The 25706-nt window shown below is 69.2% G+C and carries 22 protein-coding genes; 14 read left to right on the plus strand and 8 right to left on the minus strand.

All coding sequences use genetic code 11. From position 1 onward, the window contains the following. Positions 1 to 164 precede the first annotated feature (164 nt). The 6 genes from LCL61_RS37910 (at position 165) to LCL61_RS37935 (ending at position 6701) form a co-directional block, all read left to right on the plus strand. A complete protein-coding gene (locus tag LCL61_RS37910) occupies positions 165 to 1094 on the plus strand; it encodes a metal ABC transporter substrate-binding protein (RefSeq protein WP_340684189.1) in 930 nt (309 codons plus the stop codon). Then, positions 1091 to 1834, plus strand: a complete 744-nt coding sequence (locus LCL61_RS37915) for a metal ABC transporter ATP-binding protein (RefSeq protein WP_340684190.1) — start codon at positions 1091 to 1093, stop codon at positions 1832 to 1834. The genes LCL61_RS37910 and LCL61_RS37915 overlap by 4 nt, the downstream gene beginning before the upstream one ends. After that, positions 1831 to 2697, plus strand: coding sequence for a metal ABC transporter permease (locus LCL61_RS37920; RefSeq protein ID WP_340684191.1), 867 nt, complete (start codon positions 1831 to 1833; stop codon positions 2695 to 2697). The genes LCL61_RS37915 and LCL61_RS37920 overlap by 4 nt, the downstream gene beginning before the upstream one ends. Positions 2698 to 2851: 154 nt before the next feature. After that, positions 2852 to 3667: an ABC transporter ATP-binding protein gene (locus LCL61_RS37925; protein WP_340684192.1), complete on the plus strand. Its 816-nt coding sequence runs from the start codon at positions 2852 to 2854 to the stop codon at positions 3665 to 3667. Positions 3668 to 3684: 17 nt separating this feature from the next. Next, entirely contained in the window at positions 3685 to 4662 is a 978-nt protein-coding gene (locus tag LCL61_RS37930; RefSeq protein ID WP_340684193.1) for an iron-siderophore ABC transporter substrate-binding protein, read from the plus strand. Continuing rightward, positions 4662 to 6701 carry an iron ABC transporter permease gene (locus LCL61_RS37935; RefSeq protein ID WP_340684194.1) on the plus strand — a complete coding sequence of 680 codons (2040 nt, stop codon included), beginning with the start codon at positions 4662 to 4664 and terminating at the stop codon, positions 6699 to 6701. The genes LCL61_RS37930 and LCL61_RS37935 overlap by 1 nt, the downstream gene beginning before the upstream one ends. Before the next feature lie 164 nt (positions 6702 to 6865). Here LCL61_RS37935 and htpG read toward each other — a convergent pair whose 3' ends face one another. From htpG to LCL61_RS37955, 4 genes are read right to left on the minus strand one after another with little or no spacing between them, the layout of a single operon-like run. Further along, the gene (gene htpG / locus LCL61_RS37940; protein ID WP_340684195.1) at positions 6866 to 8731 is read right to left on the minus strand and encodes a molecular chaperone HtpG; all 1866 of its coding nucleotides are present in this window, start codon (positions 8729 to 8731) and stop codon (positions 6866 to 6868) included. A 29-nt stretch (positions 8732 to 8760) separates the two neighbouring features. Beyond that, on the minus strand, positions 8761 to 10347 hold the full coding sequence (locus LCL61_RS37945) for an alkaline phosphatase D family protein (RefSeq protein ID WP_340684196.1): 1587 nt from the start codon (positions 10345 to 10347) through the stop codon (positions 8761 to 8763). A gap of 50 nt (positions 10348 to 10397) precedes the next feature. Next, positions 10398 to 11015, minus strand: coding sequence for a hypothetical protein (locus LCL61_RS37950; protein WP_340684197.1), 618 nt, complete (start codon positions 11013 to 11015; stop codon positions 10398 to 10400). Further along, positions 11012 to 12241, minus strand: a complete 1230-nt coding sequence (locus LCL61_RS37955) for a YncE family protein (RefSeq protein WP_340684198.1) — start codon at positions 12239 to 12241, stop codon at positions 11012 to 11014. The genes LCL61_RS37950 and LCL61_RS37955 overlap by 4 nt, the downstream gene beginning before the upstream one ends. 144 nt (positions 12242 to 12385) lie before the next feature. On the opposite strand from LCL61_RS37955, the gene LCL61_RS37960 reads away from it, so the two are divergent. Then, positions 12386 to 13525, plus strand: coding sequence for a helix-turn-helix domain-containing protein (locus tag LCL61_RS37960; protein ID WP_340684199.1), 1140 nt, complete (start codon positions 12386 to 12388; stop codon positions 13523 to 13525). 62 nt (positions 13526 to 13587) lie between these two features. Then, positions 13588 to 15249 carry a sulfatase-like hydrolase/transferase gene (locus LCL61_RS37965; RefSeq protein ID WP_340684200.1) on the plus strand — a complete coding sequence of 554 codons (1662 nt, stop codon included), beginning with the start codon at positions 13588 to 13590 and terminating at the stop codon, positions 15247 to 15249. Positions 15250 to 15267: 18 nt separating this feature from the next. On the opposite strand, the gene LCL61_RS37970 is transcribed toward LCL61_RS37965, so the two are convergent. After that, positions 15268 to 16227, minus strand: coding sequence for a YafY family protein (locus tag LCL61_RS37970; RefSeq protein ID WP_340684201.1), 960 nt, complete (start codon positions 16225 to 16227; stop codon positions 15268 to 15270). Between the two features lie 61 nt (positions 16228 to 16288). Here LCL61_RS37970 and LCL61_RS37975 point away from each other — a divergent pair, with 61 nt between their 5' ends. Further along, positions 16289 to 17446, plus strand: coding sequence for an epoxide hydrolase family protein (locus tag LCL61_RS37975; RefSeq protein ID WP_340684202.1), 1158 nt, complete (start codon positions 16289 to 16291; stop codon positions 17444 to 17446). Positions 17447 to 17498: 52 nt separating this feature from the next. On the opposite strand, the gene LCL61_RS37980 is transcribed toward LCL61_RS37975, so the two are convergent. Continuing rightward, entirely contained in the window at positions 17499 to 17858 is a 360-nt protein-coding gene (locus LCL61_RS37980; RefSeq protein ID WP_340684203.1) for an arsenate reductase family protein, read from the minus strand. 90 nt (positions 17859 to 17948) lie between these two features. Here LCL61_RS37980 and LCL61_RS37985 point away from each other — a divergent pair, with 90 nt between their 5' ends. Continuing rightward, positions 17949 to 18518, plus strand: coding sequence for a YdeI/OmpD-associated family protein (locus LCL61_RS37985; protein WP_340684204.1), 570 nt, complete (start codon positions 17949 to 17951; stop codon positions 18516 to 18518). A 1-nt stretch (position 18519) separates the two neighbouring features. On the opposite strand, the gene LCL61_RS37990 is transcribed toward LCL61_RS37985, so the two are convergent. Both LCL61_RS37990 and LCL61_RS37995 read right to left on the minus strand, forming a co-directional pair. After that, positions 18520 to 19725: a GAF domain-containing SpoIIE family protein phosphatase gene (locus tag LCL61_RS37990; protein ID WP_340684205.1), complete on the minus strand. Its 1206-nt coding sequence runs from the start codon at positions 19723 to 19725 to the stop codon at positions 18520 to 18522. Positions 19726 to 19734: 9 nt separating this feature from the next. After that, positions 19735 to 20430, minus strand: a complete 696-nt coding sequence (locus tag LCL61_RS37995) for a TetR/AcrR family transcriptional regulator (RefSeq protein ID WP_340684206.1) — start codon at positions 20428 to 20430, stop codon at positions 19735 to 19737. A 58-nt stretch (positions 20431 to 20488) separates the two neighbouring features. Here LCL61_RS37995 and LCL61_RS38000 point away from each other — a divergent pair, with 58 nt between their 5' ends. From LCL61_RS38000 to LCL61_RS38015, 4 genes are all read left to right on the plus strand, one after another. After that, a complete protein-coding gene (locus LCL61_RS38000) occupies positions 20489 to 21286 on the plus strand; it encodes a thioesterase family protein (RefSeq protein WP_340684207.1) in 798 nt (265 codons plus the stop codon). Positions 21287 to 21364: 78 nt separating this feature from the next. Next, positions 21365 to 23407 carry a hypothetical protein gene (locus LCL61_RS38005; protein ID WP_340684208.1) on the plus strand — a complete coding sequence of 681 codons (2043 nt, stop codon included), beginning with the start codon at positions 21365 to 21367 and terminating at the stop codon, positions 23405 to 23407. A gap of 149 nt (positions 23408 to 23556) precedes the next feature. Next, on the plus strand, positions 23557 to 23979 hold the full coding sequence (locus LCL61_RS38010) for a DoxX family protein (protein WP_340684209.1): 423 nt from the start codon (positions 23557 to 23559) through the stop codon (positions 23977 to 23979). A 384-nt stretch (positions 23980 to 24363) separates the two neighbouring features. After that, positions 24364 to 25656 carry an extracellular solute-binding protein gene (locus LCL61_RS38015; protein ID WP_340684210.1) on the plus strand — a complete coding sequence of 431 codons (1293 nt, stop codon included), beginning with the start codon at positions 24364 to 24366 and terminating at the stop codon, positions 25654 to 25656. The last annotated feature ends 50 nt before the right edge of the window (positions 25657 to 25706 follow it).

The raw sequence follows: 25706 nt of genomic DNA on the forward strand, positions 1-25706 counted from the left end.
GGCCGAAGGCCCCGCTATCGCGGTGGCAGGGCGCCCTTCCTCCTCGGCCTGCCCGGTCCGGCCAGGCCGTGTCCTGCCGACGTCGATCGCGGACGCGGGTTCACCCGGAGATTTAAGGCACACGAGAGTTGGAAGTTCGGTGTACCGAACTCTAGACTCGCGGCATGGCGAATCTGCGCAAGACCGTGTGCGCGCTGGCGGCGTCGACGGCACTCGTCCTGTCCGCGTGCGGCGGCGCGGGCGACGCGACGAGCGGCGGCGGGGACGACAAGCGGCCCGTCGTACTGACCACGTTCACGGTCCTGGCGGATATCGCCTCGAACGTCGCGGGCGACAAGCTCCGGGTCGAGTCGATCACCAAACCCGGCGCCGAAATCCACGGCTACGAGCCCACCCCGGACGACATCAAAAAGGCCGCCAAGGCCGACCTGATCCTCGACAACGGACTCAACCTGGAGGCGTGGTTCGCCCGGTTCGTCAAGGAGAGCGACGCGCCGCACAAGGTGGTCAGCGAGGGTGTCCAGCCCATCGCCATCGGCGAAGACGCCTATCAGGGAAAGCCGAACCCGCACGCGTGGATGTCCCCGACGAATGTGGGTATCTACGTGGACAACATGGTGAAGGCGTTCAGCGAGCTCTCCTCCGGCGACGCCGCCGTGTTCAAGGCCAACGGCGACGCCTACAAGGCGAAACTGAAGGAGGTGCGGGACGAGATGACGGGTGCGCTGAGCGGTCTGCCGCAGAACGAACGAGCGCTGGTCACCTGCGAAGGCGCCTTCTCGTATCTCGCGCGCGACACCGGCCTCACCGAGCGGTACATCTGGGCGGTCAACGCCGAACAGCAGGCCACGCCGCAGCAGATCACCCGCGCCATCGAATTCGTCAAGCAGAACAAGGTCCCCGCGGTGTTCTGTGAGTCGACCGTCTCCGACGCCCCGATGCAGCAGGTCGTCTCCGCGACCGGTGCCGCGTTCGGCGGCGTCCTCTACGTGGATTCGCTGTCCGGTCCGGAAGGCCCGGTGCCGACCTACCTCGACCTCATCCGCCACGACTCGAAGACGATCGTCGCCGCCCTCACCGGAGCGAAGCCGTGACGGCCGCGATCCGCGTCGAAGGCGTCACCGTGCACTACGGCGACGTCCTCGCGCTCGACGGTGTCGACGTCACTCTCGAACACGGGCACGTCTGCGGACTGGTCGGGATGAACGGCTCCGGCAAGTCGACGCTGTTCAAGACCATCATGGGCATGGTCCGGCCGGACACCGGCACGGTGTCGATCGACGGCGGCACCCCCGTCCGCGCCCGCAAGACCGGCGTGATCGGGTACGTGCCGCAGAGCGAGGACGTCGACTGGTCGTTCCCGCTGGCGGTGCGGGATGTCGTGATGACCGGCCGCTACGGGCGGCTCGGCTTCACGCGGCGGCCGCGCCGCGCCGACCACGAAGCCGTCGACCACGCGCTGGAGCGGGTCGAACTGACCGAACTCGCCGGACGCCAGATCGGCCAATTGTCCGGCGGGCAGCGCAAACGCGCCTTCGTCGCGCGCGGCATCGCGCAAGGCGCCCGTGTCCTTCTGCTGGACGAGCCGTTCGCCGGCGTGGACAAGCGGTCCGAAGCCACGATCACGCGGCTGCTCAAGGAACTCGCGGCCGACGGCGCCGCGGTCCTGATCTCCACGCACGATCTGCACGCGCTGCCGGGACTGGCCGACGAGGCGATCCTGCTGATGCGCAAGGTGCTCGCGCACGGCTCCCCCGGCGAGGTTCTCCGGCCGGAGAACCTCGCGCTGGCCTTCGGACTCGATGTCCTGCAACGGGAAGAGGAACCCGCGTGAGTCTCTACGACCTGTTCCTCGAACCGCTGAGCTACGACTTCATGGTGCGGGCGCTGGCGTCCACGGTCATCGCGTCGGCGGTCTGCGCGGTGCTCTCCTGCTGGCTGGTGCTGATCGGCTGGTCGCTGATGGGCGACGCCGTCTCGCACGCGGTGCTGCCCGGCGTCGTGCTCGCGTACGTCCTCGGCGCGCCCTTCGCGCTGGGCGCCGTCGTCTTCGGTTTCCTCGCCGTGGCGCTGATCGGCGTCGTCCGCGACACCAGCCGCGTCAAGGAGGACGCCGCGATCGGCATCGTGTTCACCACGCTGTTCGCGCTCGGGCTCGTGCTGATCTCGGTGACGCCGAGCCAGACCGATCTGAACCACATCATCTTCGGCAACCTGCTCGGCGTCGCCACCTCGGACCTGATCCAGATCGGCGTCCTCGGCGCGATCACGCTCACCCTGCTGGTGCTCAAACGCCGCGATTTCACCTTGTACGCCTTCGATCCCACGCACGCGCACGCCATCGGGCTGAACCCGCGGGTGCTCGGGGCCGCACTGCTCGGCCTGCTCGCGCTGACCGCGGTGGTGGCACTGCAGGTGGTCGGCGTGATCCTCGTGGTGGCGATGCTGATCATCCCCGGCGCGACGGCGTACCTGCTGACCGACCGGTTCGGCCGGATGCTCGTGATCGCGCCCTCGTTCTCGGTGCTCGCGGCGGTGACCGGGCTGTACCTGAGCTATCACCTCGACACCGCGTCCGGTGGGATGATCGTGCTGGTCCAGGGCGCGGGGTTCACGCTGGTGTACCTGTTCGGGCCGCGGCACGGGATCGTCGGGAAGCGGCTGGCCAAGCGGCGACGGGAGCTCGCGAGGGGCTGAAGGGGACTTTCCCCGCATGCGATGCAACGAAAGCGTCCTTCACCGCGTGAGATGCGGTGAAGGCGTCCTTCAGCTCCCGTAACCGGACAATCACCCCGCGCTCTGTGTCTCTCGTGACATGGGTTGCCACCTTCCCTTAGGTTAGGCTCCCCTCATGTCTACGGAAGACGCGCTGCTCACCGGCCATGACCTGGTGCTCGCGCACCAAGAGCGGGCCGTGGTGGACGGCGTGTCCTTGTCACTGCGCGCCGGCGTGGTGACCGCGCTGGTCGGTCCGAACGGCTCCGGCAAGTCGACGCTCCTGCGTTCGCTGGCGCGGCTGCACAAACCCCGCGAGGGCGGCGTCCGCCTCGGGGAACGCGCCGTCTGGGGCGGGAACGCGTTGTCCGGCAAGGAGTTCGCCCGGCGGGTCACGTTGCTGACCCAGCACCGGCCCACGCCGAGCGGCGTTTCGGTGCGCGACGTCGTCTCCTACGGCCGGTACCCGTACCGCTCCGGCTGGCGCGGGGTGGACATCGACGGCGCCGCCGCGATCCGCCGCGCGATGGAGCTCACCGGCGTGACGGCGATGGCCGAACGCGGTGTCGACGAGCTCTCCGGCGGCGAACTCCAGCGTGTCTGGCTCGCTTCCTGCCTCGCCCAGCAGACCTCGGTGCTGCTGCTCGACGAGCCCACCAACCATCTCGACCTGCGCTATCAGGTCGAGATCCTCGACGTCGTCCGCGATCTGGCCAACGAAGGCGTCGCGGTCGGCGTGGTGCTGCACGACCTCGACCACGCGGCGATCATCGCCGACGAGGTCGTGCTGCTGAGCGAGGGAACCATCGTGGCCACGGGTGACATCGGGCAGGTGCTCACCACCGAGCACCTCTCCCAGGCCTACGGCGTCACCGTCCACGTCGCGAACGACCCGGTGACGGGCGCGATCCACTGCAGGCCACTCGGGCGGCATTCGCCCAGGCCCGCCTGAGAAATCCAGGAAGAACCATGCGTTTGCTGACCCCTGCCGTCCTCGTCGCGGCGACGGCCCTGCTGCTGTCCGCCTGCGGCACCACCGAGAACACCGCGGACGCGCCGAGCGACACCGGCGCCGCGAGCGGACCGGTCACGGTGACCGACGCGCGCGGAAAGGCCGTCAACCTCAAGGCCCCGGCCAAGCGCGTCGTCGCGCTCGAGTGGGGCGAGGCCGAGATGGTCGCGTCGCTCGGGGTCATGCCGGTCGGCGCCGCGGACGTCGCGGGCTACAACGTCTGGGACAAGGCCGCCCCGCTGTCCGCCGAGGTCAAGGACGTCGGCAAGCGCAACGAGCCCAGCGTCGACGCGATCGTCGGGCTGAACCCCGACGTCGTCATCATGGCCGAGGAGCGCGACTCGACGCTGGTGCCGCAGATCGAGAAGTACGTGCCGGTCGTGGTCACCAAGGCCAGCGACGCGAGCCGTAACTTCGACCGCCTGCGTGAGGACTTCAAGCTGATCGCGAAAACGGTCGGCAAGGAGTCCGAGGCGGACAAGCAACTGTCCGAAATGGACGCCAAACTCGCCGAGGGCAAGAAGGCCGTCGAGGCCAAGGGCGCCGCGGGCACCCCGTTTCTGATGGCCGACGGCTACCTCGAAGGCAGCACCGTCAGCATCCGCCCGTTCGGCAAGGGCTCGCTGGTCTCCGACACCGCCGAGGCCGTCGGCCTCAAGAACGCCTGGACCGGCAAGGTCGATCCGCAGTGGGGTCTCGGCCAGACCGACGTCGAAGGCCTGACCGCGCTCACCGACCCGAAGACCGTGCTGTTCTACAGCGCGGCCGAAGAGGACGTCTTCACCACCGGGCTCGCGCAGAACGCCGTCTACCAGCGCCTGCCGTTCGTGGTCTCGAAGAAGATCCACAAGCTGGAGGCCGGGACATGGACCTTCGGCGGGCCGAAGTCGGTCATCATGACCGCCGACCAGATCGTGAAGGCCATCACCGCCTGATGATCAAGGAACTGCGCGCGCCGCAAGCCGTGCGCACCGCGGTGGTGTCGGCGGGGCTGGTGGTGTTCATCGTCGTCCTCGCCGGCGTCCACCTGACCCAGGGCACCTCGACGTCCGGTCCGCTGGACGTGGTGAAGGCGATCTTCGGCCAGGGCGACGCGCAGACCCTCGCGGTACTGGAGGGTTCGCGCGTCCCCCGGCTGCTCGCCGCGTTGCTGCTCGGGGTCGCGCTCGGCGTCGCGGGCGCGGGAATGCAGTCCGTGGCACGGAACCCGCTCGCCTCGCCCGACACGCTCGCGGTCAACGCGGGCGCGCATTTCGCCGTGGTGGCCATTTCCGCGTTCGGGCTTTCGCTGCCGCTCGTGCCGGTGGGCGGGGCGGCGTTCGCGGGCGGGCTCGCCGCGGCCGTCATCGTGCTGGGACTGGCGGGCGGCGGTTCGGCGAGCCCGCGGCTGGTGCTCGTCGGCTCGGCGGTGTTGCTGGCGCTCCAGTCGGTGACCATCCTGCTGCTGCTCCTGTTCGAGCAGGAGACGTCCGGGCTGTTCGCCTGGGGCAGTGGTTCGCTCACCGTTTCCGATCTGCGGGCGACCGCCCAGATGACGCCGATCGTGGTGATCGCCGTGGCGGCGCTCATCGCGATGGGCCGCAAACTCGACGTCCTCGCCCTCGGTGACGACAACGCGACCGTGCTCGGCTTGCGGGTGCGCCGGACCCGGATCGGCGCGGTCGTGCTGACCGTCGCGCTGACCGCGGCGGCGGTGACCGTGGCCGGACCGGTCGGGTTCGTCGGGCTGAGCGCGCCGGTGATCACGCGGCTGCTGCTGCCGATCGCCAAACACCGCGCGCTGCTGCCGGTGTCCGGGCTGGTCGGTGTGGTGACGGTGCTCGGCGCCGACGTCGTCCTGCGGGCGATCATGGGTTCGGCCGCCGCCGTGCGGGTGCCGACCGGTGTCGTGACCACGATCGTCGGCGCCGTCGTGATGGTGTGGCTGGCGCGGCGGGGGCGGGGCAGCGGCTCACGCCGTCCCGCTCCGGCAGGACGGGTCGGGGTCGCCGGATCGACCCGGCGGCTCGTCGCCATTTCCGTCGTGCTGGTGGCGCTGCTCGCCGCCGTCCCGGTGGCAGGCCTGATGCTGGGCGACCGGATGGTGCTGCTCGGCGACCTCGCGAACTGGGTCACCGGCAACACCGGGACCGCGCTGACTTTCGTGCTGGACCAACGACTTCCGCGGGTGCTGGCCGCGCTGCTCGCCGGTGCCGCGCTGGCGGTCTCGGGCTGCGGGATCCAGTCGGTCAGCCGCAACCCGCTCGCCGAACCCGGTCTGCTCGGCATCACCGCGGGCGCCGGGCTCGGCGCGATCACCCTGATCACCATCGTCCCCGCGGTCGGCGCCTGGTCGATCGCCGGTGCCGCCGGCGTCGGCGCGACCGTGGTGTTCTTGCTGGTCTACGGGCTGGCTTGGCGGTCGGGGCTAGATTCGGACCGGCTGGTGATCATCGGCATCGCGGTCTGGTCTGCCGGGATGGCACTGATCACGCTGCTGATCGTGGTCTCCGACCCGTGGAACTCCGCCAAGGCGCTGACCTGGCTTTCTGGGTCGACCTACGGCCGCACGCTGGAACAGGTCGCACCCGTGGCACTGGCGCTCCTCGCGCTGACGCCGTTGCTGTGGATCAAGCACCGGGAACTCGACCTGCTCGCCCTCGACGAGGACACCCCGCGCGTGCTCGGGATGCGCATCGAACGGTCGCGGCTGGTCGTGCTGGCCGCCTCCGGGATCCTGGCGGCCACCGCCGTGTCCGCGATCGGCGTGGTCGCGTTCGTCGGGCTGGTCGCGCCGCATCTGGCGCGTTCGCTCGTCGGCGGACGGCACGGCCGGGTGATCCCGGTGGCCGCGGCGCTCGGGGCGCTGCTGGTGAGCGTCGCGGACACCCTCGGGCGGACGGTCATCGCGCCGGCCCAGATCCCGGCGGGCCTGGTCATCGCGATGGTCGGGACACCGTATTTCGTGCTGGTGCTCTGGAAGACCAGGCCGTAATGGGCTGAAGGGGCCCTTCACCGCATGCGATGCGGTGNCCAGGTCGCGATCAACTGGGTCGCGACCCAGCCGGGCGTCGCGGCCGCGATCGTCGGGGCGCGCAGCGCCTCCGTTGAGGGTGGTGGCGGGGGCATGGATGGAGCGGGGAAAGTCCCCTTCAGCCCCTACAGGGTCTTCTGGAGGTGGGTGGCCAGCAGCTTCGTGAAGCGGGCGGGGTCGCCCAGTTCACCGCCTTCGGCGAGCAAAGCCATGCCGTACAACAGTTCCGCGGTCTCGGCGAGTCCGTCGTTCTCGCCCTGCGAGGCGAAGGCGTCCCGCAGCCCGGACACCAGCGGGTGGCCCGGGTTGAGTTCCAGGATCCGCTTGATCTGCGGCAGTTCCTGGCCCATCGCGCGGTACATCTTCTCCAGCGTCGGGGTGACGTCGTTCGTGTCGCCGACGATGCAGGCAGGCGACGTCGTCAGCCGCGACGAGAGCCGCACCTCCTTGACCTGGTCGGAAAGGGTCTTCGTGAGCCAGGTCAGCAGCCCGGAGAACTCTTCCTTCTGCTCGTCGGTGGTGTCGGAGTCGAGTTCGACCTCGCCCTTCGCGACCGACTGGAACTGCTTCTCCTCGAAGCCCGGAACCGCGTCGACCCACATCTCGTCGATCGGGTCGGTGAGCACGAGCACCTCGTATCCCTTGGCCTTGAAGGCTTCCAGATGCGGGGAGTTCTCGATGCTCTGCCGCGACTCGCCGGTCAGGTAGTAGATGTGCTCCTGGCCGTCCTTCATCCGCTCGACGTACTCACGCAACGACGTGAGCTTCTCCGGATCGTTCGTCGAGGCGAACGAGCAGATGTCGAGGATCGCGGTGCGGTTCTCGTGGTCGTCCAGCAGGCCTTCCTTGACGGCGCGGCCGAACTCCTTCCAGAACGTCTCGTACTTGTAGGGGTTCTCGTCGGCCATCAGGGTCTTGACCGTCGAAAGGACCTTCTTGACCAGCCGTCGGCGGATCAACTGGATCTGCCGGTCCTGCTGCAGGATCTCGCGCGAGACGTTGAGCGAGAGGTCCTGAGCGTCGACGACGCCCTTCACGAAGCGCAGGTACTCCGGCATCAGCGCTTCGCAGTCGTCCATGATGAAGACGCGCTTCACATACAGCTGGACGCCGCGTTTGCGCTCCCGCATGAACAGGTCGAGCGGCGCGTGGCCCGGCAGGAACAGCAGCGCCTGGTACTCGAAGGTGCCCTCGGCCTGCAGCCGGATCGTCTCCAGCGGGTTGTTCCAGTCGTGCGCGACGTGCTTGTAGAACTCGTTGTACTCGTCTTCGGTGACGTCGCTGGAGGGGCGGGCCCACAGCGCCTTCATCGAGTTGACCGTGACGACCTCGTCGCCCTCGGTCATGCGGATCGGCCAGGTGATGAAGTCCGAGTACTTCTTGACGATCTGCTTGATCTTCGTGGCCGAGGTGTAGTCGAAGAGCTGGTCTTCGGCGTCCTCGGGCTTGAGGTGCAGGATGACCGACGTGCCCTGCGGCAGGTCCGGCACCGTCTCGATGGTGTACGTGCCTTCGCCCTCGGACTCCCAGCGGACGCCCTCGTCCGATCCGGCGCGGCGGGTCAGCAGCGTGACCTTGTCGGCCACCATGAAGCTGGCGTAGAAGCCGATGCCGAATTGGCCGATCAGATCCTGTGAAGCCGCGGAATCCTTGGTCTCTTTCAGTTTCTTCAGGAATTCGGCGGTGCCGGATTTCGCGATCGTGCCGATCAGCGCCACGACGTCGTCCCGGCTCATCCCGATTCCGTTGTCCCGCACGGTCAGGGTGCGGTTTTCGGGGTCGGTCGCGATCTCGATGTGGAGATCGTCGGTGTCCGCCTGGAGGTCCTTGTCGCGGAACGCTTCGAGGCGGAGTTTGTCCAGTGCGTCGGAGGCGTTGGACACCAGTTCCCGCAGGAAGGTGTCCTTGTTCGAGTAGATCGAGTGGATCATCAGCTGGAGCAGCTGACGTGCCTCCGACTGGAACTCGAGTGTTTCGGCAGAGGTTGTCACGCGCCGATATTACCCAGCGTGGAACGGGCTCAGGCCAGCCTCCGCCTGGCCACTTCGACCAGCCCGTCGCCGATGGCCTGTTCGATCGTCGTGACGCACGCCCGGCCCTCGGTCTCGACCGTGGCGATGACGTTGCCGAAATGCGGGCCGGACACCTTGGACCAGGTCAGCGGGTCGGGTGCGACGCCGCCCCGGCGGGCCCAGCGCCGCGCGATCGACGCCACCGGCGACGACCACGTGGCGGCGAAGGCCAGCCGGAGCGGGCGCGGCATGGCGTTGTGGACCGGGGAGCAGGTGAGCTGGAAGACGGTCGAGGTCACCGGCTCGGGATAGCGCGCCTCGGCGATGTAGGCGTGATGGACGTCGCCCGAAAGCACCGCGATGGTGGCGGGCGGTTCGTCCCGGCGTCCCTCACGCGCGATCATCGTCGCGAGCCGGTCGAACGAAGCGCGGAAGGACGCCCAGTGCTCGAGGTCCGCGGCCTGACGGATCTTCTCCGCGAGCTTCCCCCGCCATCCGGGCCGCTCACACGCGCGTTCGTTCAGCGACTGCAGATGGGAGACGACCGGAGGCAGCAGCCACGGCAGCGAGGAGCCGATCAGCAGGTGGTCGCAGGGCGCGGCGGCGTTGTTCTCGATCCAGTCGAATTCGTCGTCGTCGACCATGCACCGGGCACCGCCCGTCAGGATCCGCCCCGCCCGGGTGTCGATGACCAGCAGTCGCACTCCACCGAAGTCGCGGCGATAGCTCCAGCGCGCGCCTTTGGTGCCGTCGCGGTCGTCGTCGGCCTCGTCGGCGAACGCGGTGAGCAGGCCGGCGTTGTCCCCTCCGGAGGTGAGGGCCTTCTGGAAGGTCGCGTCCTCGGCGAGTTCGGCGGGGCCGAGGTTCCCGAGGTGCTGGTAGACCCAGTACGACATGATCGCCCCGCGCAGGCGCCCCCGCCACCACGGCTGGGCGCGCATCCGCTCCCGCCACGTGTGCGAGGTGTTCCAGTCGTCGCGGACGTCGTGGTCGTCGAAGATCATCGACGTCGGCACGGTGGAGAGCAGCCAGCGGATCGTCGGCTCACCCCAGGCTTCGAGGTAGAGGTGGGTGTACTCCTCGAAATCCTTCACCTCCGTGCCCGGCGGCTCGGAGACGTCGCGGCGCTGTTTCAGCCATTCCTGCGTCTCGTCGGTGGTCTCGTCGGCGTAGACCTGATCGCCCAGCATCAGCAACGCCTGCGGCCACTCGGTTTCCGCGCCGGCCGCCATCCGGCGGGCGTACGCGGCCAGCGCGTCCGGGCCGAAGGCGTCGTCTTCGTGCGGTTTGCGGCACGAGCCGAACACGAGCCGGACCCGCGACTCGTCCTCGGGCAGCGTCCGGATCCGGCTGGGCGGGAACCCGGAATCGGCGAGGGGCCACACCTTTTCGCCGTCCACGCGCACTTCGTATTCGACGCACGAACCGGGTTCGAGACCGGTCAGCACGAGCAGGGCGTAGTGGTGGCCCTTGATCTCGAACGTCCTCGCGGTCGTGCCGAGTACTTCGACCTCACTTGCCGTGTCTGTCTCGACCCATACCGTCGCCGACGTCTCGTCGACATGCCGCAGCAGCGGTCCCAGGCGCAGACTCATTCCCGAAACGGTGCCACAGGGAAGCCAAGATCGTGCGCTGAGCGGACTCCTCAGCCGAGCCGCGAGAAGATCTCGCGGATCTCGGCCAGCGACTTCTCCCGTTCGGCGTCGTCCTCGTACCAGCCGTCGGCGGCCCGGTCCTCGACGATCAGCTCGGGGGAGAACTCCTCGCCGAACCGGTAGTCGCCGAGGCAGTAGGTGAACCCCGACTCGCTCAGCGGGTCCAGCCCCTCCCGGCGGCAGTGGGCGAGGAAACCTTCGGCCTGCGCCCACCTCGTGCCGTCGAACCAGAACACGCCACCGGCGTAGAGGATCGTCGCCCCCGTCTCCGCATCGACGATGTTCAGGGATTCGTAGTTCTCCGGCCGGTTCCGCACCAGCGCGACGAGGTCTTCGGGGACACCGCCGTAGAGCGCCTCCTGCACCGAGTAGGTGCCTTCGGCGTACAGGTTCAACGCCGATTCGTGGTCGAAGGTCAGCAGCAGCGCGCGCCCGTCCGGAGTGAAATACCAGACGGCCGACTGGCCGCCGCCGTCGTTCCAGGCGTAGCGCACCGCGCCGTCCACCTCGATCGGCTCGATCTCGGTGACCGCGTCGATCACCGCGGCACGCCGCCGCACCTCGTCGAGGGATGTCGCACCGAGGGCCGCCCAGATCTCTTCGCTCACCCGCGCAGACTACCGGTGCGCACGTGGCCGATCCGGATGCGCTGCGGGTGGTCGCCGACGGGCACGGACTTGACCTTCGCGCCGGTCGCGAAGTCGATCGCGGTCACCTGGTCCGATCCGCTTTCCGAGATGACGCAATGCTTTCCGTCGCCGCTCACGGTCGCCCAGTAGGGCTTCGCGGCGGTCACGAGCTGTCCTTCCCGCAGGCTCGCACGGTCCACAATGGTCGCGTAGTCGTCCATCGTCCCGGCGACGCAGAGCTTGTCGCCCGCGGGACTCATCGAGAGCCCGTGGTGGCGCGAATCGTTGACCCAGGTCGTGCGGTCCTCACTGGTGTTCGGGTTCTTCGGCAGCGTCTTCGACCTGGTGATCCGGTCGGTGGCGACGTCGTATTCGAGGAGCCCGTTGAAGAACGACACCTGGAAGTACAGCTTCGACTCGTCGGGGGTGAACGCCACCGGCCGGACCGCGTCGGAGAGGTCCTCGCGCCCGAACGCGTCCAGGCGTTCGCGCATGTCGATCACCTTGACCTGCTGAAAGGTGTTGGCGTCGACCACGGTGAGCTTCCGGTCGCCCTTGGTGAAGTCCTGCCACGGCGCGTCGAGCGCGGTGTTCACCTCGCCGATCGAGCTGTTCCAGAGGTAGCGGCCGCCGTCGGTGTAGGTGTTCTCGTGCGGTTTGTCGCCGGTCTTGAACGAACCGAGCTGCCGCCCGGTCTCGATGTCGAGCACGTGGACGGTGTTCGACGTCGAAGCGGAGACCGCGATGCTGCGGCCGTCCGGCGACACCGCCATGTGGTCGGACCGGAAACCCGACACCGGGAACCGCCAGTTGACCCGGCCGGTGGCGAGGTCGATCGACACGACGTCGGCGAAGCTCGGGCGGGACGCGACGACCGCGCGGCCGTCTGGGGTCGTGTAGAGGTCGTCGACGAGCTGGTCGTGTCCCTCGCCGACGCCGTTGCGGATGCCGAGGAAGAACGCGAGTTTGATCGGGTTCAGGTAGATCTCGGTGAGCCGTTCGTCCTTGTCCGGCACCATGTTCACGCGCGCGATCTTGGCGTAGTCCCCGGAGGGCGCGATGACGTCCGCGGTCCCCTCCCAGTTGTTGCCCACGAACAGGACCTGCCGCAGGCCGTCTTCCGCCGCGGCGGCGGGCACCGGGCCCAGCGCCGTGACGGCGAGGCAGGTCACGAGGACGGTGTTCAGCAACCGGCGTTTCCGCATCGGGCGCACCTTTCGGCGAGGGCCTGTTACCTTTCGGTAGCTCACAGGAAACCAACCGGCCGGACACCCTCGGTAGGGGACGGTCGCCAAGGACCGCCGGCTTCGTTGTGCACCGGACACAATCCGCGCGGGAAGGCGGTGGCGATGGCGCACCGGTCGCTCCACGACGTGCTGCGGGAGATGGCGGCCGACGCCGGCGTCGTCGACGAAGTGGTCCGGGCAGCCCGCACGGAGTCGCCCGAAGTGGCGCGGTTGCCGGTGGACGAGAACCGGCGGCATGTCGCGATCGTGCTCGCCGCCGGGCTCGCCTCGTTCGACCGGCCGGGCGGAGCCGGGGAGCAGGACTACGCCGCGGCCGCCGTGCTCGGCGCGGACCGGGCCGCGCAGGGCGTGCCGCTCGCCGCGCTGCTGCGCGGGGTGCAGGCGGGCCGCAGCCGCGCGGTGGAGATCGCCGTCGAACGCGGCAAGGCGGCCGGGGTACCGGACGACGTCATGCTGGCGGCACTGGTCGATTTCGACCGGAACACCCGCGCGCTCGAACGCCAGGTCATCGCCGGGTATCACGAAGCCGAACTCGAACTCTCCCGCACGGTGCACGACAGCCGCGCCCGGTTGCTGCGGCGGCTGCTGGGCGGCGACACGACGGCGCCTTCGGCCGAGGAGGTCGCGAACGCCGGGCTGAACCCGGGCGGGCGCTACCACTGCCTGCTCGCCGACGTCGGCGATCCGTACCAGGCACGCGTCGTCGAGCGACGGCTCGGCGCGACGGGTGGCGTCTTCGGCCTGGTCGAAGGGCGGCTGACCGGGCTGGCGCCGCGGCTCCCCACGCGAGCGGCGCTCGGGGACGACGTGCTCATGGTGGCCTCCCCCGCCGTCCCGCTCGCCGAAGTCCGCGGCACGTACGCCCTGTGCGTGATGGCCCTGCCGACAGCCGCGCGATCCCGCGGCCTGCACGCGGTGGCGGATCTGGCCGTGGAGACCGCGCTGGCCGCCCAACCGGGGCTCGCCGCGCTGCTCGAAGGCACCCTGCTGAACGCGCTGACGCCAGGTGATCCCTTCCACGAACAACTCGTCTCGACCGCGCTGGCCTACCTCGACCACGGGCGGCGGCTCGACCAGACGGCCGCCGCGCTGCACGTCCACGCGAACACCGTCAGGTACCGGCTTTCCCGGCTGGGCGAGATCACCGGAACGTCGCTCGACCCGCCGGAGGAAGACGGCGGAGCGCATGTGCGACACACCGTCAGCTGGTGGTGGGCGCTGCGCACGTGGCACTCGGGCTGAACCGCCGGAGCCCCCCGTCCGTGTAACCCGATGAAGGCAGTCCACCCCGGAAGGAACCCGCCTTGTCGGTTTTCCCGCGTCCCGCACTGGCCGGCCTGCCCGGCGACCGGACGACAGCCCGCGAAATCGCGTCCAGCGCGGCGACGACGCTGTCCGCCGTGCTCGTGCTGTTCGCCCTGCTCGCGCCGGACGACCTCGACGGGCTGGCGCCGGAGGCGTTCGTGCGGCTGCCGGTGGAGGCGCTGCTCGGGGTGGCGGTCGTGCTCATGCTGCGCGACGGCGCGCGACGCGTCGTCGCGGTGTCGGCCGGCGCGCTCCTCGGGTTCCTGACCGTGCTCAAGGCCATCGACATCGGTTTCGGGCTCGCGCTGAACCGGCGGTTCAACCCGGTGTTCGACTGGGGTGTGCTCGGCAACGGTGTCGACCTGCTCGGCACGTCGATCGGCCGGGCGGGCGCGCTCGCGTCATTCGCCGGGCTGACGCTGCTGGCCGTGGTCGTGATCGTGCTGACGGCGCTCGCCGTCCTGCGGTTGAGCCGGGTGGTGGCCGGACGGCGCACCGCGTCGACCCGGGTGACGGCAGTGCTCAGCGTGCTCTGGATGGTCTGCGCGGTCACCGGCGCGCAACTCGCTCCGGGACAGCCGTTCGCGTCACGCAGCGCGGCCGCCTTCGCCTACGACGACCTCCGCCAGGTGCGAGCCGGTATCCGGGACAGAGAGGCCTTCGCCGAGGAGATCGCCGTCGACGCTTTCCGTGACACTCCGGCTTCCGGGCTGCTGAACGCGTTGCGGGGCAAGGACGTGCTGTTCACCTTCGTCGAGAGCTACGGGCGGGTGGCCGTCCAGGACTCGGACATCGCGCCGAAGGTCGACGCGGTTCTCGACGCCGGGACGGCGCGGCTGAAGAACGCCGGATACGGCTCGCGCAGCGCGTTCCTGACCTCGCCGACGACCAGCGCGGGGAGCTGGCTGGCGCACTCGACGTTCCAATCCGGGGTCTGGGTCGACAGCCAGCACCGTTACGACGACTTCGTGAAGACCGACCGGTTCACCCTCGGCGGCGCGTTCAAACGGGCGGGCTGGGAGACGGTCGGCGTCGTCCCGGCGCATACGGAGGACTGGCCCGAAGGCAAGGTCTACGGCTACGACCGCTACTACGACTCGCGCGGCATCGGCTATCGCGGCCCGCCGTTCTCCTACGCCACGATGCCGGACCAGTTCACGCTTTCGGCTTTCCAGCGCGCCGTTCGCGCGAAGGCGGACCGTCCGCCGCTGATGGCGGAGATCGACCTCGTCACCAGTCACTGGCCGTGGACGCCGCTCCCCCGCATGGTCGACTGGGCCGCCGTCGGGGACGGGTCGATCTACAATCCCATGCCTTCCCAAGGAAAAACGCCCGAAGAGGTGTTCACCGATCCCGCCAAGGTGCGCGGCGCGTACGGCGACTCGATCGCCTATTCGCTGAACTCGCTCATCTCATACGTGGAGACGTACGGGGACGACGATCTCGTGCTCGTGTTCCTGGGCGATCATCAGCCGAACCCGATCGTCGCCGGCCCGGGCGCGGATCACGACGTCCCGATCACGGTGGTCACGCGGGACAAGGCGGTACTCGGCAAGATCGCCGGCTGGAACTGGCAGGACGGCCTGAACCCGGACCGGAACGCGCCGGTGTGGAAGATGGACGCGTTCCGGGACCGGTTCCTGACCACCTTCGCTCGCTGAAACCCCGCATTCAGAGGACTAAATGCGGGTGGCGTCGCGATACCGGTCGGCCAACTCGCGCAAGTAGTCGACTAATTGCGGAGGTTCGGTGACGCGGAAAGGGCGGTTGAGCAGTCCTAAGTGGACGGCCAGGGTCTCGATGCTGTCCGCACCGGTGTGCAGGACGCACGTGTTCGCGTCGACGGCCTCCACCGTCCCGACGGCCGGGTTGATCCGCGCGGTCACCTCCTCCGCGGACGCGTACACGGTGACCTCGGCCCGGTAGCGCCATGCGGCGGACGAGACGCCGCGCCGCACCCGGTCCGTGACGTCCTCGGGCAGCTCACGCGCGGTGAACCGCGGACCGGTGGGGACGCGCGGCGTCAGCCTGTCGACGCGGAACGTGCGCCAGTCGCCGCGGTCGAGGTCCCAGGCGACGAGGTACCAGCGGCGCCCCCAGTTCACCAGGCGATACGGCTCGACCTTGCGGACGCTTTCCGAACCGTCGTGGGTCAGGTAGCCGAACCGCAGCACCTCACGATCGCGGCAGCACGCCGTCAGCACGGTGAGCGTCTCGGCGGCGACACGCGGGCCGGGCTCGTCCCTCGGCACCGGGACCGTGTACGCCTGTAAGGCGTTCACCCGGCGGCGCAACCGGGACGGGAGTACCCGCTCCAGCTTGGCGAGCGCGCGCAACGACGTCTCCTCGACACCCGCGATGGTGCCGCCCGCCGCGGTGCGCAGGCCGATCGCGACGGCGACGGCCTCCTCGTCGTCCAGCAGCAACGGTGGCAGATCGGCGCCCGCGCCCAGGCGGTATCCGCCGACCGAACCACGGGTCGCGTCCACCGGATAGCCGAGCGCGCGCAGCCGCTCGACGTCGTTGCGGATCGTCCGGGGGCTGACCTTGAGGCGTTCCGCCAGTTCAGTACCGGTCCAGTCACGGGGAGTCTGCAGGAGGGAGAGCAAACGGAGTAGTCGTGCCGAAGTTTCCAACATTTTTTCAGGATGCTCCTCCTTTAGGAACGGAACGTTCCTAATGAAACTCTACCTTGGTCCTATGAGCGAAAACACCGAGATCAAGCCCTTCCGCGTCGAGATCCCGCAGGCCGAGCTGGACGACCTCGCCGACCGACTGGCCCGCGTCCGCTGGGCGAACGAACTGCCCGCCGACCAGGTGACCGACGGGGTGCAGCGCGGACCGGTCACGCCGGGCTGGGAGTACGGCGTGCCCCTGGAATACGTGCAGCGGCTCATGTCGTACTGGCGCGATGGCTACGACTGGCGCAAGTGGGAGGCGAAGCTCAACGAGTACCCGCAGTTCACCACGGAGATCGACGGGCAGAACATCCACTTCCTGCACGTCCGCTCGCCGGAACCGGACGCGAAGCCGCTGATCCTCACCCACGGCTGGCCGAACTCGGTCTTCGAATACCTCGACCTGATCGACCAGCTGACCGACCCCCGTTCCCACGGGGGCGACGCGGCCGACGCGTTCCACGTGGTCATCCCGTCGCTGCCCGGGTTCGGCTTCTCCGGCCCGACACGCGAGAAGGGCTGGAACCGGTACCGCACCGCTCAGGCTTGGGCCGAGCTGATGCGCCGCCTGGGTTACGAACGCTACGGCACGCACGGGAACGACGCCGGTTCGTTCGTCGCCCCCGAGGTCGGCCGCGTCGACAAGGACCACGTGATCGGCGTGCACGTCACGCAGCTGTTCTCCTTCCCCAGCGGCGACCCGGCGGAGTTCGAGGGCATGACCGAGAAGGAACTGGAGTACATGCAGTTCCTGCAGACCTTCAACGACGACATGTCCGGCTACGCCAAACTCCAGGAGAGCGCGCCGCAGAACCTCGCGCACGCGCTGGCCGACTCGCCGACCGGGCAGCTGGCGTGGAGCGCGCAGCTGCTCTCGGCCACGAGTGACGACCACGTGCTCACCAACGCCACGCTGTACTGGCTCACCAACACCGCGGCCTCGGCGGCGCGGTTCTATTACGAGGACAAGCACAGCGAGCACCCGGCCGAGCCGACGACCGCGCCGACCGGGCTGGCGAGTTTCGCCTACGACTTCCGGCCGCTGCGGCGCTTCGCCGAGCGGGACCACGCGAACATCGTTTCGTGGCAGGAATTCGACCGCGGCAGCCACTGGGCGACGCAGGACGCGCCGGATCTGCTGGTCGGCGACATCCGGCAGTTCTTCCGCAAGCTGGCGTGACCCTCGTGAGTGGTGAGGACGGTTAGCACCGTCCTCACCACTCACGAGGTGGTCAGCCTGGCAGCACCGACTGCACGGCCTCCGGGGTCCGAGCGACGACGGTCGTGCCGTCGTCGGCGGTGATGATCGGCCGCTGGATCAGCTTCGGATGGGTGACCAGCGCCTCGATCCATCGATCACGGTCGGCGGGTGCGCGCCCCCACGTCTTCAGCTCGAGTTCCTTCGCGATCGGCTCGGCGGTGCGGGTGATGTCCCACGGCTCGAGGCCGAGCCGCTTGAGGACGGCCTTCAGTTCCTTCGCCGTCGGCGGCTCTTCGAGGTACTTCCGCACGGTGTACTCGGCTCCCGCCTCGTCCAGCATCGACACCGCGGACCGGCATTTGGAACACGCCGGGTTCACCCAGATCTCCATCCGGGGCCACCTCCCTTCGAAAAGCGCTCACTCGGTGAGCACTTTGCTTCCGATGATGGTCACAGACGTTACGACGGAAGGAACCCGGCCATGGACGAGACCACCTTCACCGCCGCCTCTCCCGCCGAGTGGCGCGCTTGGCTGGCCGAGCACGCCGGGACCGCGAAGGAGGTCTGGCTGGTCATCCGGCACAAGGACAGCGGCGTTCCCAGCGTCCGCATCGAAGAGGCGATGGAGCAGGCCCTGTGTTTCGGCTGGATCGACGGGCTGCACCGCAAGAACGACGCCACGAGCTCCCGGCTGCGGTTCACTCCGCGCAACCCCAGGAGTTCGTGGAGCCGGGTCAACCGCGAGCGGGCCGCCCGCCTGATCGCCGAGGGACTGATGACCGAACGCGGGCAGGCGATGATCGATCTCGCCAAGAAGAAGGGCCGCTGGCAGGTCGTGCCGGACGGTGACGGCGTCCCCGAGGACCTGCGCGCCCGGCTCGACGCCGACGAGGCCGCCCGCACCCATTTCGAGAAGTTCCCGCCATCATCGAAAAGGCTGATCCTGGAATGGATCCTGACGGCGAAGAAGCCGGAGACCCGGGAGCGGCGGATCGCCAGGACTGTCGAGCTCGCGGCCGTGAACCTCCGCGCCAACCACCCGGTCCGGTGACTCAGTTCCGTTCGCGGCGGGCCACGAGGAGGGCGATGTCGTCCTGCGCCGGCGTGGCGCCGACGAGCGCGGCCATCACCCGCGCGCACACCGCCGAAGGCGGATCGGTGGTGACCACGCCGGCGAGCCGTTGCAAACCGACGTCGATCAGCTGGTCCCGGCGCTCCACGAGACCGTCGGTGTAGAAGGCGAGCACGCCGCCGGGCGGCAGTTCGATCTCGGTTCTTCGTCGCCGCGGTCCGGTGACACCGATGGGCGGGTCGACCGGGGCCTCGACGAACACCGAAGGGCTGTCGGGCGCAGCGAGCACCGGAGGCAGGTGCCCGGCCAGCGAGATCACCGCCCGGTCCCGCGAAGCCGACACCGACCCGTAAACGACGGTGGCCAGCGCTCCCGGCTCGAAATGCTGGACCTTTCGGTCCAATTTGGACAGCACTTCCGCCGGGTCGTCCGATTCGAGCGCGTAGGCGCGAAGGGCGCTCCGCAGCCGTCCCATGATCACCGCGGCGTTGAGGCCGTGCCCGGCGACATCACCCATCACGATGCCGAGACCGCCGTCCGGCAACGAGAACAGGTCGTACCAGTCACCGCCGACGCCGGGCTCGGTCCCCGGCACGTACCGGGCGGCGAACTTCATCCCGGGGACGGCGGGCAGCCGCGCGGGCACCAGGCTCCGCTGGAGCGCCGCCGCGGCCGCGCGATCGCTGGCGGCGACGTCGATCTGCACCTCCAGCGCGAGCCGCGCGGCCACCAGCCGCAGCAGCTCGACGTCGGTCTCGGAGAACTCCCGCGCCGTCACCGACCCGACGTGCAGGACGCCGACCAGCTCGTCTTCGGCCAGCATCGGCACACCGAGCAGCCTGCGCAGCCCCCGTTCCCACAGGAGCGCGTTCACCACCGTGGTCTCGTCCACGCGGTCGATGATGACCGGCCGCCGCTGCTCGGCCACCCGTCCCGCGAAACCGGCTCCCACCGGGATCCGGACGTCCTGGTAGACCTCCTCCTCGATCCCGGAGGCGGCGATGGCCTGCAGCTGCTGCACTGTGGGGTCGAGCCGGAGAACCGTGGCCGTGTCGACCCCGAGGACTTCGCGCACGCGAGCCAGGATCGTGGCCATCACCTTGTCCTGACCGAGTTTCCCCAAGGACGTGTCGGTGATGGCCTCGAGCACCTTGAGCCGCTCGTCGGCGGTCGGGGTCTCGGACATGCGCAGAGCCTATCCAGTCCGCCCGGCCCGCACCGCCCAGCCCGCCGCCAGTCCGTCGAGGTCCTCCGTCAGTACGGCACTCGGCGGAATGGCGTCCCGCGGGACGCGGCAGGCGAGCGCCGTGCCGAGACCGGCCATCCGGATGACGGTGTCGATCAGCGCCTCGGGTTCCTCCGGCCAGCCGAAGCCCGGCTGGGCGATCAGCAGGCTCACGCAGCCGTGCATCGCCGACCAGAGGCCCATCGCGAGCACTTCCGGTTCGCCGCGCAGGATGCCGGCCCGCACACAAGTGGCCGTCGCGTCGGCGAGATACCGGAAACAGGCGATCGCACCGGGAGACGAGCCGGCGGAGGGACGCATCAGGAGCACCCGGTACTGCACCGGATGGTCGAGCGCGAACCGCGCGTACACCCGCGCGCACCGGCTCAGCGCGCGCATCGGATCGGTGACCTCGACGGCGTGTTCGCGCATCCGGTGCGCGAGTTCGTCCCACACCCGCAGGCAGACCGCCTCCAGCAAGGCATCGCGGCTCGGGAAATGCGCGTAGACGGACGGTGTGGAGACGCCGGTCCGGCGCGCCACGGCGCGCAGCGTCAGCGCCTCGTCGGTCCCCGCCTCGCCGAGCAGGGCTTCGGCGGCGCACAGGATCTCGCCCCGCAGCTTCTCCCCTTCACCCGGCCGCGCCTTCGTCCGCTTCGCGCCCATGCCGTGATGCTGCCAGCATTGACTTGACACCGTCAACTTGACGATGTCAGCTTGAGCCATGGCGCCTTTCCAGACCGCGACCGCCCTCGTCCGCCGGGGCGAGCACCCGGTGTTCGACACCGAACTCGATCCACAGTGGACGATCGGGACGAAGCTGCACGGCGGCTATCTGCTCGCCGTACTCGCCAGGGCCGCCGCCCAGGTCTCCTCCCATCCGCATCTGACCGCGATCAGCGGCTCGTTCTCCGTGGCTCCTGAGCCCGGCCCGGCGGTCGTCGAGGTCGAGGTGCTGCGCGAAGGCCGCGGGCTCACCCAGTTGCGCGCGCGGCTGAGCCAGCACGACAAGCCCTGCACCGAAGCCCTGATCACGCAGGGCGTGCTGACCGACGGTGACGCATGGTGGTCCGGAGTGGACCCGGTCGAGATCCCGCCGGAGCAGAATTGCCTGCCCGTACCGGCCGACGGCGGGGGCGGCTTCCGGATCGGCCTGATGGACGTCGTAGAGCAGCGGATCGACCCGGCCTCGGCGGGGTTCGCGGTGGGACAGCCGTCCCGGAAAGGCGTCATCTCGTCCTGGCTGCGGCTCGCCGACGGCACCGACTGGGATCCGGTGAGCCTGCTCGTGGCACTCGACCCGGTGCCGCCGATCTCCTACGACCTCGGCATCGCGGGCTGGGCGCCGACCGTCCAGTTCACCGCGTACCTGCGCGGAATCCCGGCGCCGGGCCCGGTTCGGGTGCGGATGCGCGCGGGCGAGATCGGCGGCGACCGGATGGACGAGGTCGCCGAACTCTGGGACGAGAAGAACAGGTTGATCGGGCAAGCGACGCAAATCGCCGCCGTACGCGTCCCCTGAACCACCCGAAAGCAGGACCATGACGCGGCGCCGGGAGTTAAGATCCGGCGTCGACGTCATTGTTCTGGGGGCAGGACCATGGAAGCGGAACCGCGCCGCGCGGACGGCTCCGGCGGAGCCGAGATCACCCGGCTCTGCCGGACCTTGGTGCCACTGGCGGCCGCCGGCAAGTACGCCGAGGCCGCGTCGACCTACCGATGGGTGACGAGGGCGTCCGCCGGGGATCCGCTCCGCTACGGCGATCACGCGCTGCGCCTGGAGTTCTGCGCCCTCACCGGCAACGAGCACACCGGTGTCGATCTTCTGTCGCTTTTGGACGGTGTGGGCGACCACGCGGACGCCGTGGACAGGCTGGAGTTCTTCGCCTCGGCCGCGCTGCTCACCCGCCGGCTGACGGAAACCGGATACGGCGAGATCCCGTTCGTTCTCAACGGACCTTACGACGGTGTTCCCCTGAACAGGCTCCACCGGCGAATGCGGGCGGCGGCGCTCGTCGAAGCCGAAGAACTCGACGAACGCGATCACACCGGCTACTTCACCGCGTACGCCGAACGGAAGATGGCCGCGAACCCGGTCGCGGAATTCGTGCCGCTCCTGCCTGCCGCGCTCCCCCGTGCCCCGATCGTGCCCCCGCCGGGATTGTCCGCGGAGGAACTCGTCATCCGCGCGGAGATCCACAATCACCGATGCGAGCCGGAGGAGGCACGAGCCTGTCTCGCGGCGATCGAAACCGTCCCGGACGAAATCGCCCCTCGGCTGACCGAGCTGCGCGCGATCTTCTTCCAGGGCGACGACACCGAGGAACGGCTGCGCGACGCCGCGGCCGGATTCCGGGGCCGGAACGACGAAATCCGTTTCCTGCTCAACCAATGCTGGCTCGGCCTCTGGCTCGTCTTCGACGATCAGGCCGAGACCGGGGTCGCGCTGACGACGGTGGCCGCGGCGCGGTTGCGCGCCGGGACGGACGATCGCGCCGCCTGCTGGGGCGAATACTGGCTGGCGCACGTGCTTTCCGGACAGGGCCGGACCTCCGAGGCGTACGAGGCCTTGCGACGGGGAGCGGGGCGGGCTCGCGAAGCGGGCGATCCCTTGCTCCACGGCACCCTTCTGTGCCTGGAAGCGTCGCTGCGCAACGGCGACGGCGAGGATCCGGTGACCACACTGGACCTCGCGCGGGCGGCGACGGACGCCTTCATCGTCGGAAACGTCGGCGAGAAGGCCGTCGAGGCCGTCGAACAGGTCCGGATCGCGTACGAACGCACAGGTGCGCTCGACGAACTGGACATCTTCGTCGAGAACATGCTGTCGACGCTGCCCGTGGGCGGTCCGGAACGGTTGCGCGGACATCTCCGCCACCTCCGGGCGCTCTCACTGATCGGCACCGGCCGGTTCTCCGAAGCCGTCGACGACGCCTACGCGTCCCTCGGTGTCGCCGCGTCGAAAGGCAAGGACACCGCGGAACATTGGTACGTCCTCGTCACCGCGCTGCACGGCGCCGGCCGCTACGACGACGTGCTCGACGTCGCGCCCCGCACCATCGCCCTGCTCACCGCGTCACCGGACTGGGCGCACCGCTGCCGGTGGATGTACGCCGACAGCTACCGCGCCCTCGGCGAATCCGCACGCGCCTTCGACGAATACGCCGCCCTCGCCGAAATACTCCAGGACTCGGGCGACACCGGGCATTCCTACATCTCGGTGAGCATGGCCGCCGCCGAGCAACTCGACCTGCTCGGCTACGGCGCGAACGCCGCCGACTTCTACGCGCGGGCCGCCGACGCGGCCTCGGCGATCGGCGGCGGCTACGTGGCCGCCACCTGCCGCAACGCCGCCACGCTCTCCCGGCTGCGATCCGGCGACCTCGACGCGGCGCTGACCGCGCTCGACGCCGCGGAAACCGCCGTGCACGCCGTGGAAACCGAAACCGCGCCCGTCAGGGAGCATCTCGCCGCCCAGCTCGACCACGTCGCCGCCCACGTGCTCAGCGCCGCGGGCCGGGTGCGGGAAGCCGCCCGCCGCGCGCTCCGTGCCGCCGAAACGTTCCACCGGATAGGCGAAGCCGACTCCGCCCGGGACGTGGACCTGTTGCTCGAACAGATACTCCTCGGCGAACAGAAGTGACGTGCCCACCTTTCGCCGCTGGTGATCCGGGGCCGAAGGGGCCTTTCCCCGCATGTGACGAAGCGAAGGGCGCTTTCCCCTCATGGCATGCGGGGAAAGCGCCCTTCAGCACCTTGCCAGCCGCGCTCACCAGGAGAAAGATGCCCGGCATGTCCGACGGAGCCAGCGGTACCCGAAGCCTGCCGATCGGCTCGATCGTGCTGTGGGTCGTGCGCGTCGCGCTCGCCGCCGAGTTCCTCTACAGCGGCTACCTGCTGTTCGCGGGCGGCCACACCGAACAGACCTTCGCCGAGATCGGGCTCGGGCAGTGGCTCCGGTACGTCACCGGCGTGCTCGAGGTCGGCGGCGCGATCGGGCTGCTCATCCCCCGTTTCGGCGGCCCGTCGGCGCTCCTGCTGGCCGGGGTCATGGTCGGCGCGAGCATCACGGAGCTGTTCATCCTCCCCAACGGCGGCCCGGTTCTGCCGCTCATCCTGCTGATCGCCTGCGCGACGCTGGCGTGGTTCCTCCAGGATCAGACGCGGGCGCTGCTCGGCATCAAGCCGCCCGCCGACGACGAGGACCTGCGCTAGCCCGCGAAAGGCGTTGCGAAAGTGGCTTTCGCAACGCGTCGGCGGCCTCGGCCTCGACCGTGATCACCGTGCCGCGCCCGGGTTAGGCGAACGCGCGCCATCTTTGCACCGAACGGCGCAAAGGGCTCCCGCCGAATGCCCCGATCACCGGTACAGCCAAAGAAAAACCGCATGTCAGCGTGCCTCGCGAGGCACTGACGAGGACACGGAAATCCGATCATCAGCGTGATCATGCGCTCACTCAAGGTGAAAGATTGCGGCTCGTTTACAACGAACCGGCCACCTGCTTGACAGCCGGAGTGGTACGTACCACGCTGCCCGCATTGGTCTACACCATTTTGTGGGAGCCCGGCATGGTGGCCGGGCATCGAAAGGACGGCACGAGTGAAGCGCTGGCTCAAGATGGCTGCGGGCGCCGCCGCCATCACCCTCGCGACGGCGGGCTGCGCCGGTTCCGGCAGTGGCGACAGCACGAATTCGAGCGCTCCGGCCTCGAACGGCACGCTCACGGTCTGGCTCATGACCGGGACCGCCCCGGAAGCCCTGACGAACTCGCTCCACAAGGAATTCGAAGACGCGCACCCCGGCGTCAAGGTCAAGTACGAGATCCAGCAGTGGAACGGCATCCAGCAGAAGCTGACCACCGCGCTGGCGAGTGACAACCCGCCGGACGTGATCGAGCTGGGCAACACCCAGACCCCCGCGTTCGCGAACCAGGGCGTGCTCGCCGACCTCACCTCGAGCGTCGGCGACTTCAACGGCGCCCAGTGGCTCCAGGGCCTCAAGGCCTCGGGCGAATTCGACGGCAAGACCTACGGCGTCCCGTTCTACGCGGCCAACCGCGAGGTCATCTACCGCAAGGACATGTTCGAGCAGGCCGGTATCACCGCGACGCCGAAGACGCGCGCGGAATGGCTCGACGCGATCACCAAGCTCAAGGCCAAGTTCGGCAGCGACCCCGAGTTCCAGGCCGTCTACCACCCCGGCCAGAACTGGTACGAGCTGCTGTCCTACATCTGGGACGAGGGCGGCGACATCGCCCAGGCCAACGGGAAGTCCTTCAAGTCGACCCTGGACACCCCGCAGGCGAAGGCCGGGCTCGAGTTCTACAAGCAGCTCACCGAGGCTTCGGGCACCAAGGCCCCGAAGGACGCCGACGAGGCCACGCCGCAGCAGGCCGGCATCTACGGCGCGGGCAAGGTCGCGATGATGATCGGTGTCCCGGGTGAGGTCGACACCGCCGCCAAGACCGACCCGTCGATCAAGGAGAAGTCGGGCGCGTTCCCGATCCCGGGCAAGACCGCCGACAAGTCGGCCCCGGTCTTCCTCGGCGGTTCGAACCTGGTCATCCCGGCCAACAGCAAGAACGCGGCCGCGGCCAAGGACTACGTCAAGCTGTTCTCCACCCCGAAGTACCAGACCGAGCTGGCCAAGGCCGGTTACGTTCCCGGTACCTCGACCGACGTGTCCGCGCTCGACGCGAACCCGCTCACCAAGGTCATGGCCGAGGCGTCCAAGAACGGCCGCGCCGTGCCGACCAGCCCCAAGTGGGGTGACGTCGAATCCGGTCAGAACCCGATCAAGGACATGCTGACCGCCTACCTGACCGGAACGAAGACGCTCGACCAGGCGACCGCCGACGCCAACGCAGCGCTCGACAAGCTCATCGGCGGATGACCACGACCAAAGATGTGACGATGCCGGCGGGGGCCACCCGCGCTAGATCG

It is taken from the genome of Amycolatopsis coloradensis (assembly GCF_037997115.1).
In the GTDB taxonomy this organism is placed as follows: Bacteria; Actinomycetota; Actinomycetes; order Mycobacteriales; family Pseudonocardiaceae; genus Amycolatopsis; species Amycolatopsis coloradensis_A.

Bases quoted from the DNA above. Each gene is read 5' to 3' on its own strand.
- LCL61_RS37955 (WP_340684198.1), bottom strand. From the start codon at position 12,241: ATGCGGAAACGCCGGTTGCTGAACACCGTCCTCGTGACCTGCCTCGCC.
- LCL61_RS38000 (WP_340684207.1), top strand. From the start codon at position 20,489: ATGGCGCCTTTCCAGACCGCGACCGCCCTCGTCCGCCGGGGCGAGCAC.
- LCL61_RS37925 (WP_340684192.1), top strand. From the start codon at position 2,852: ATGTCTACGGAAGACGCGCTGCTCACCGGCCATGACCTGGTGCTCGCG.
- LCL61_RS37910 (WP_340684189.1), top strand. From the start codon at position 165: ATGGCGAATCTGCGCAAGACCGTGTGCGCGCTGGCGGCGTCGACGGCA.
- LCL61_RS37985 (WP_340684204.1), top strand. From the start codon at position 17,949: ATGGACGAGACCACCTTCACCGCCGCCTCTCCCGCCGAGTGGCGCGCT.
- LCL61_RS37975 (WP_340684202.1), top strand. From the start codon at position 16,289: ATGAGCGAAAACACCGAGATCAAGCCCTTCCGCGTCGAGATCCCGCAG.
- LCL61_RS37980 (WP_340684203.1), bottom strand. From the start codon at position 17,858: ATGGAGATCTGGGTGAACCCGGCGTGTTCCAAATGCCGGTCCGCGGTG.
- LCL61_RS37990 (WP_340684205.1), bottom strand. From the start codon at position 19,725: ATGTCCGAGACCCCGACCGCCGACGAGCGGCTCAAGGTGCTCGAGGCC.
- LCL61_RS37970 (WP_340684201.1), bottom strand. From the start codon at position 16,227: ATGTTGGAAACTTCGGCACGACTACTCCGTTTGCTCTCCCTCCTGCAG.
- LCL61_RS38005 (WP_340684208.1), top strand. From the start codon at position 21,365: ATGGAAGCGGAACCGCGCCGCGCGGACGGCTCCGGCGGAGCCGAGATC.
- LCL61_RS37930 (WP_340684193.1), top strand. From the start codon at position 3,685: ATGCGTTTGCTGACCCCTGCCGTCCTCGTCGCGGCGACGGCCCTGCTG.
- LCL61_RS37995 (WP_340684206.1), bottom strand. From the start codon at position 20,430: ATGGGCGCGAAGCGGACGAAGGCGCGGCCGGGTGAAGGGGAGAAGCTG.
- LCL61_RS37945 (WP_340684196.1), bottom strand. From the start codon at position 10,347: ATGAGTCTGCGCCTGGGACCGCTGCTGCGGCATGTCGACGAGACGTCG.
- LCL61_RS37935 (WP_340684194.1), top strand. From the start codon at position 4,662: ATGATCAAGGAACTGCGCGCGCCGCAAGCCGTGCGCACCGCGGTGGTG.
- LCL61_RS37960 (WP_340684199.1), top strand. From the start codon at position 12,386: ATGGCGCACCGGTCGCTCCACGACGTGCTGCGGGAGATGGCGGCCGAC.
- LCL61_RS38010 (WP_340684209.1), top strand. From the start codon at position 23,557: ATGTCCGACGGAGCCAGCGGTACCCGAAGCCTGCCGATCGGCTCGATC.